The sequence below is a fragment of the Deltaproteobacteria bacterium CG11_big_fil_rev_8_21_14_0_20_42_23 genome, from assembly GCA_002796345.1.
Classification (GTDB): domain Bacteria; phylum UBA10199; class UBA10199; order 2-02-FULL-44-16; family 2-02-FULL-44-16; genus 1-14-0-20-42-23.
The window spans coordinates 273-7,902 of record PCXC01000019.1; the positions used below are offsets into that span (position 1 = coordinate 273).

Below are 7,630 nucleotides of genomic sequence, written 5' to 3' on the forward strand. Positions count from 1 at the left end.
CGAGACACGATTTTTGTTCTTGTCGAGTGGTGATGGAAAGGAAATCCCGCTCTCTCCGCAAAAAAAGAGTATGATTTTTAGGCTATGCTCCTTTTTTTGAAGTGGAAAGGGATGTCTTAATCTTGCAAATTTCCTTTCACAACTCAAATTCATCAAAATTCCAAATATCAACATCACTTCGTTGTTGAGTGCTCCCTGAATAAACAACTTGCCACTTTGCTGCGGGAAGAGAGAGATCTTTTTCGATCATCGATTTATTTTTTAAAAAACCAGATGAATAGGTCTGAGCCATCTTGATTTCGATGGGAAGTAGTTTTGTTCCTTGATCGACAATGAGATCAACTTCAACCCCTTTGCTGTCACGGTAAAAGTACAACTCGTGCTGCAATCCTTTGTGAGCGATTTGTTTTTTCATTTCCCCAATCATCATATTTTCAAAAAGAGCTCCTTGTAAGGGATGGTTGATCAGCTGCTCTTTTTTACGAATCCCCAACAAATGTGCCATGAGTCCCGTATCATAAAAATAAAGCTTTGGCATTTTCACCAGTCGCTTATTCAGATTTTTATAAAAAGGTTTTAGAAGATAAACAACGTAAGTTGCCTCTAAAATCGTGAGCCATGATTTTAATGTGGTGCTCGAAACCCCAACCTCATTTGAGAGGTTTGATAAGTTGACAAGTTGTCCAACGCGACCAGCACACAATCCTAAAAATTTTTTAAAAAGGGTGAGATCTCTGATGTTTTCCAAATCTCGCACATCACGTTCAACATAAGTTGCGATATAATCTGCAAGAAAGACATTGGCCTCAATATTTTGATCAAATATTGTTGGGTAAAAGCCTTGAAAGAGAATTTCTTGCAAATCTTTTGAAGGAAAATTTTGGCGCTCTTTCAAGCTAAAGGGAAGGAGTTCTAAAACAGCAGTTCTTCCAGCAAGAGACTGATTGATCGATTGCCTCACCGATAAATTATGACTACCCGTGAGGATGAATTCTCCCTTGCGTTTGTTTGCATCAACGCAAACTTGAATCTGTGAGCAGAGCTCTGGTACGCGCTGAATTTCGTCTAAGATTACACCACCTTGGTTTTGATGGATAAAGCCGACTGGGTCTGAGCTGGCAAATTCTCTGAGTGCCAGATCTTCCAAGTTAAGATACTTGTAGTTTGGAAAAAGAGCCTGACAAAGCGTTGATTTGCCGGATTGTCTCGGGCCAGTCAGTGTGACAACCGGATACTGGGCTGCTCGTTTTAAGACAAGTTGTTCTATTGTTCTCTGAATCATTTTAAGAGCTTATTATAAGTTAGAACAAAATTCAACTTGAATTTGAAAATTGTGCAAAATCTATGGCGTAAAGAATCTCTGTCGAAAATGCAGCGTAAGCAGGCGCGGCAGAAGGTGGCTTTCACTCTCTTCGCAAAAAAAACAAAAACGAATGCCATAGTGTTCATTTTCTCCATTCATTTTCATCACTTATCTTGCCGTGCATTGATATTGCTGTTACGATAAAAAATCGCAGTTTCTGCGGGCATCTCACATTTAAAAAGGAGTGGATCATGCGCAAGTGTTTAAAGATTAATGCAGTGCTTTTGCTTATCTTAAGCCTCGTGGCTTGTAGTGGTGGAAAGTCAACGAAAGTTGTTGCGGACTCTGCAGATCCTGTGGACCCTGTGATTTCCACTCCTTCTGCAGCTGGTACTCAATTGGAGAAAGCGAAAGTGGCGCTTGCGACGGGTAAGGTTTTGGAAGCAAGAGCTCTCTATACAGAAATTGTTGATGGTACAACAACTTCAGATAATGAAACTGCGACAGGCAAGGCAGCTCTTATTGATTATAGTCAAGAAGAAGCGCGAATTGGTCGTGCCATTTGTGATCTGCTCCTTCTTCCGCAGGCGAGTACTGCTACAAAAATATTGGCTTCTTTTGGGCAATCACCTTGGGATGTTGAAGCTACAGTCTTTGATGATGAGACAGGTTTTTTAGCACGTTCTTGGGTGAATAATGCGCCGCAGTCAGATTTTTTTGAATTTCATGATCTTCCGTTTGGAAGCATGGGGGAATGTTGGGGTAACCACAGCTACAAGTGTATCGTAAGCCGAACAGTGAATCCTTACAAAACTGAAACTTTTTTAAATTCTTTGTTGGAACTTGGTGAAGGCAATTTGCGTCAAATCGCTGAAGACTTAACCTACGCATACCGCAATCCGGCTATATCCTTTGTTATCCCGAGAGATTTATTTAATGGTGATCGCGATATTAATTTGAGTCATGCAGACATTACCCAACTTCTTTCCGGTGTTCATGCAATGCTTGCTGGTATTGATTTTGCCAATAGCTATCATTTCGATATTGATCTTTCATCTCTTGTTGATGCACAAGGCAGAGCTCTTGTGACTTCGGCAACCATGGTAAATCTTTTGAATCAGCAATTTGCCTTGCGAGCCCACAATCGTTTGACTGAAGCGAGGAGAAATTTACGTTCTGCATTGATGTACAGTTCTTTTGCCCTTCAAGAGGTGTTGAATGGGGCAAATACCGGAACGCTTGTGATGAATGCTACAAACGCACACATCTACAATGATTTGGCCAATGGTGCAGCAGCAGCCCTTAACTCTTTTGATGCACCTACCCCCCTAGCGGGAGTGCTTCCTTCGGTGACAGTAAACCTGAAAGGCTTTTTTCTGGATCCGTTTAACGGAAGTGACATTCAAGCAGATCCCTTTGTCTTGGAAGATGGCCACATCACAGCTGTGGAAGCCTATTGGCAAGCTGCTATAAACACAGCGCTTGGTGGTTGTAATGTTGGCGATTGTGGAAGGGTGTTTTCTGCTGCAAGCAGAAGTGTTGTTGATCCATTTGTGGAAGTGTTTGCTCCACTTGAAGCAATGAGAATTGGAAAGTGGCGTACTCTTACCAGATAGATTTTTCCGAAAGCGTTTGAAGAACTTGCTCCCACTCTTTTGTCTGAGTGGGAGTTTTTTTTGCCGAATACTCAATTGAGAACCTGAAGCTTATATCCCATATTTTATTTCTTACGAAAAGTTCATTTAACCTGCTGAAATCATTCGTTTTACCTCTCTTTTTTCTTCAACTGGCTTATGAAGACTGAATACCAAAGTATTCGTTTTTGAGTCATTTTTCGCAACTTTGCCTTGTTCTCAGCCGATATATTGAGCAAGCAAGCGCACACTTATGAAAAACAGTCTTTTTAACATTTTTACCTATTCTGATTTCAAGAAGCTTTTGAGTGATTTTCATCGCCTCAAAAATGAGCAGATGAAGGGTATCTTTTCGTTTCGGGCTTTTGCGAAAAGAGCGGGTTTTGGTGCTCCAAATTATATTCAGCATATCATTGCCGGAAAAAAACGGGTTTCTAACACTGCTGTTCATCAACTGGCAGTGGCAATGAAGCTGAATAAAAAAGAGCACGCATTTTTTGAGGCGCTTGTTGCCTTTAATCAAGCGAAGTCTGACGATGAAAAAGTGCATCGCTTTGAAAAATTACTTTCATTCAAAGCATATGCGCAGGCTCAAACCATTGGTACAGAACAATACGAATACTTTTCGCGTTGGTATTACGTTGCCATTCGCGAACTCGTAAATTTGGAAGGGTTTAAGGATGATGCCGCTTGGGTGGCAAAGCAGCTGAATCCAAAAATTAGCTCACTTCAGGCAAGTGATGCGCTTCAAGTTTTAAAGCGTCTCAAGTTGATTACAAAAAATGAAAAAGGGGAATGGATTGCACATGATCCACATATTGCAACCGAACGTGAAGTGGCTTCGCTTACGGCAGCGCAGTTTCATAAGCAGATGATCAAATGTGGTTATGATGCGTTGGAGCAGGACTCAAGCATTCGCGATATTTCTTCACTCACGATGTCATTGAGCGAAGAAGAATTTTCGGAAGTGAAAAAGCGTATCGGCCAATTTCGAGAAGAGATTCAAGACTACCTTTCAAAAAGTACCGAGAAGGCAGAGCGTGTCTGCCAATTAAACTATCAATTTTTTCATCTCACCCATCCTGGAAAAAGAGAAAAAAGTAAGAAGGAGTAAATTATGTGGAAGTGTTTGCAACGAAGTTTGATGATGTTCATGGCACTAAGTTTTCTGGCCTGTGGAAATGGAACCTCAACGAATATTGGGAATCCTTTAACGCCTTCAGAAGCTGTGGCAAAGTTAACTGAGGCAAAAAGTTCGCTTGCCAGTGGAAGTATTTCTGAAGCGAGAGACGTTTACACTCAAATCATTCTGAGAGGTATTGCAGGTTCTGAAAGTGATACGTTTGTTCCTAAGCTTTCATTTGTTGAAGTGAGTGTAGATGAAGCCAGGGTTGGTCGCGCCATTTGTGATATTTTGCTTCTTCCTGAAACAGATATTGCCGATACAGTTCTCTCCAAATTTGGACAAGGCCCTTGGGATGTGCAGGCGACAGTTTTTGATGATGAAACTGGTTTCTTGCTGCTTTCGTGGGTTGATGATGAACCGCAAAGGGATTTTTTCGAATTTCACGATCTTCCTTTTGCAAATTTGCAAGGATGTTGGGGGCGTGCTCATCGCAAATGTATCATCAGTAGAACTGCCGCGGGTTACACCATTGAAGATCTTGCAGCATCCATGGCAGAACTTGGCGAAGACAGTTTGCAGCAAATTGTAACCGATCTTACTTTTGCCTACAACAATCAGACGGTACGTTTTAGCATTCCAAAAGAGTTGTACAATGGTGATCGTGATACTGATTTGAATCACGCTGATGTAACTCAATTACTTTCAAGTGCTTTTGCAACCCTTGCTGGTATTGATTTTGCGAACAGTTATCGTTTTGATATTGATCTCTCTTCCCTTATCGATGAACAAGGTGAAGCACTTGTAACCAAGGCCGGACTTGTGAATTTACTGAATGATCAATTTGCCTTGCGAGCAGACAACAGATTGGCTTCGGCTCGCACTAACTTACGTTATGCACTTGCCTATAGCTATACCGCCATTAAAGAAGTGTTGGATGGAGCAAGTGGTGGAGTTGTTGAGGTAAACAATGTGAACAGACCTCTTCTTGAAGATCTGGCTGATGGAGCTATAAATGCGCTTAATTCATTTGACACACCAATAGCTTTTTTGGGAGTGCTGCCAGAAGTCACTATCGATTTGGGAAATTTTTTCTCGGATCCGTTTGATGGAGATGATATTCAAGCACTTCCCTTTGTTTTGGAAGATGAACGTATAAAGGCAGTGGAAGTGTATTGGCAAGCTGCGATAAATACAGCTTTGGGTGGCTGTAACATTGGTGGACTGGGATATATGATTTTCATCGCTTTCTTTATGCTGTTTTTAAAAGAGAGCCTCACAACTACAACCAAACAATTTTTACAGGAATCTTTAAGTCGTCCTACAACCGTTGATCTTGTTGAGTTTGCGAGTAGCAGAACGACATGCATTTTCAGGTATGCAAGGAGAAACAGTTTTTCGCTCTGGATCTCTTGAGGTAAATTTCCCAAGTCATGTTGTAAAAGTGAATGGTTGTGAAATTCACCTTACGGCAACAGAATATGCCATTTTGAAATTGCTGATCAAACATGTGGGAAAAGTGGTAACACAAAGACAAATCTTAAAAGAAGTATGGGGCCCAAATGCAGTTGAACAGACTCAATATCTTCGCGTTTACTTAGGCCAGTTGAGAAAGAAAATTGAACCAAGTGATAGTCCGCAAAAGCTTATTATTACAGAGCCCAGAGTTGGCTATCGTTTGCTGATGGTGGAACCATAATTGATGTGGAGATGAGACGCATTATTTTTGATGATGGAAGTGTGTTTGAAAGGTGAACGTTTTCATTTCTCAGCACTGAATCCAATTGGATGTTTTTTCTTCGGCGAAGACGGAGTCATCAATTCTCGGATGGCATCGAAAACCATTTTAAATTGTTGATTGTATTTTTTTTCCATAACATTAATTTTTCGTACAAGATCTTTGTGAGTAGAAATCATTTCTCGAAGTTTTACAAAGGTTCGCATGATTTCAATATTTACTTGAACTGCACGTTCGCTTTTTAACACACTGGACAGCATCGCAACACCTTGTTCGGTAAATGCATAAGGAACATATTTTCGATGCTTTCCATGCCCGCGTTTAGGGTCATCAGTTTGTCGGAGATAAGCAACTTCATCATCGTTGAGTTGAAACATAAAATCGGATGGGAATCGTTTTTTATTTCTCTTCACAGCTTGGTTGAATGCACTTGTGGTAACGCCATAGAGTTTTGCAAGATCAGCATCAAGCATTACTTTGTGGTGTCGAAAAAGGTAAATTTTTCTTTCAATCAATTTTGTGGCTATCAAAGCTTGATGTGTTGTCATGGTTTACCTTTAATTTAAGGTCACATTTTGTGATCTTAAGATTCTAACTGTTTAACAATACAATGTTTTCTAAATATCGGTGGTGCAAATGAGGATGTTAAGTTGCGTAAAGTTAAATCCGTTCACTTGTCAAATTCTTAATTTAGCGATGTGTGTTTATTTGTGTTTCTAAAGAATAGATTAGGCTAAAAAAGCTCATTTCTTCCATTCCAGGTTAACCTCCCACCACAAGCAACTTTTTTTGCATCAGTTCGATAAAGAGAGTAAGCACCTTTTTTCCTGAGGACTTTGAAAATGTCGATGCCAGCTTTACAACTTGCAACACCACAGGCCGCCCTTGCTTCTGCAAGTTTACTTTCTCAAATGCGTTTGGCCGTAAGGTTTATGGGGTCTCAAGGCTATGCGGCTGAAGGGAATTATGCTCCAGAAACTGCTTTGGCATTTATGGAGAAAGTTGATTCCAGCAGAGCATGTGCTTTACGAACCGCTTTTGAAGAAGCTCCCAAGAAGAGTGATTTTCACCCAACAGCGTGCAATCGTTTTCAGGCGACCATGCGTCCTTATTTTGATGCTCAGCTTCGAGCTCTTGCTGAATCAAACAATCCTCTGCAAGCCTTACGACAAGCAGGTTTTGAGGCTTCGGATAGTTATGATGTTTTTGGAGAAGCTGCTTATGCCAAATTGATTTCTGATGCTGGCATAACTGTATTTGTAGATCGTTTTGATCCACTGGTGAAAGCTGAGCTTGAGTGTCTCAAAACAAGAATAGAAAAAAAATATTTTCTTCACGGCTATGCCAATCTCGAAAAGTTGGCTTTAAGTGTTCGTGTTTTTGGTGTTCTAGGTGGAATCTTGTGTGCTGCTCATTTTGGAACTGCTCTTTTTTCTGCAGAAAAGATAAATATTTTTGCATATCTTTTTGGAGGCACTGTTTCCATGATCCTTGCGATTGGTGCTGCAGAATCTGTTATTGCAAGGTGTTTAGGGTATGCTGAAATAGTGCATCGAAGTGGGTGTGGGTCTGAAAATGATGCTATACGCTATAATCAATGTCTTGCTCTACGTGATACCTTGACCATAATTTCTTCAACTCCAGAATTGAAAGAATTTTTTGAAGGAGAGAGGTAAGGAGATTTATTTTCAAGCACTAAACTCCTTACCTCTAGAACGTGTGGACAGTCACGCGCTGTCATTCTGGGCATAATGGCAAAAAATGTGTGCTATTTAGGTTTGAGAAAGAAGTAATAAGCAAAGTAATTTTTTCTTTTATGAGGTGCAAGCCCA

Annotated in this window: 7 protein-coding genes; 5 read left to right on the top strand and 2 right to left on the bottom strand. The window is 40.6% G+C overall.

The genetic code is table 11. The annotated features are described in order from the left end of the window. Positions 1-136: 136 nt before the first annotated feature. On the bottom strand, positions 137-1,282 hold the full coding sequence (locus tag COV43_02445) for an AAA family ATPase (GenBank protein PIR26202.1): 1,146 nt from the start codon (positions 1,280-1,282) through the stop codon (positions 137-139). A 272-nt stretch (positions 1,283-1,554) separates the two neighbouring features. On the opposite strand from COV43_02445, the gene COV43_02450 reads away from it, so the two are divergent. From COV43_02450 to COV43_02465, 4 genes are all read left to right on the top strand, one after another. After that, complete coding sequence (locus COV43_02450) at positions 1,555-2,919, top strand: hypothetical protein (GenBank protein PIR26203.1); 1,365 nt, start codon at positions 1,555-1,557, stop codon at positions 2,917-2,919. 271 nt (positions 2,920-3,190) lie between these two features. Beyond that, positions 3,191-4,051 (top strand): hypothetical protein, encoded by an 861-nt coding sequence (locus COV43_02455; protein ID PIR26204.1) that lies wholly within the window; start codon positions 3,191-3,193, stop codon positions 4,049-4,051. Positions 4,052-4,054: 3 nt separating this feature from the next. Next, a complete protein-coding gene (locus COV43_02460) occupies positions 4,055-5,476 on the top strand; it encodes a hypothetical protein (protein ID PIR26205.1) in 1,422 nt (473 codons plus the stop codon). Continuing rightward, a complete protein-coding gene (locus COV43_02465; protein ID PIR26206.1) occupies positions 5,439-5,759 on the top strand; it encodes a hypothetical protein in 321 nt (106 codons plus the stop codon). Before COV43_02460 ends, COV43_02465 begins: the two co-directional genes overlap by 38 nt. Positions 5,760-5,821: 62 nt before the next feature. Here COV43_02465 and COV43_02470 read toward each other — a convergent pair whose 3' ends face one another. Beyond that, on the bottom strand, positions 5,822-6,346 hold the full coding sequence (locus COV43_02470; protein ID PIR26207.1) for a DNA-binding protein: 525 nt from the start codon (positions 6,344-6,346) through the stop codon (positions 5,822-5,824). A 294-nt stretch (positions 6,347-6,640) separates the two neighbouring features. Here COV43_02470 and COV43_02475 point away from each other — a divergent pair, with 294 nt between their 5' ends. Next, positions 6,641-7,474: a hypothetical protein gene (locus COV43_02475; GenBank protein PIR26208.1), complete on the top strand. Its 834-nt coding sequence runs from the start codon at positions 6,641-6,643 to the stop codon at positions 7,472-7,474. Positions 7,475-7,630: the final 156 nt, after the last annotated feature.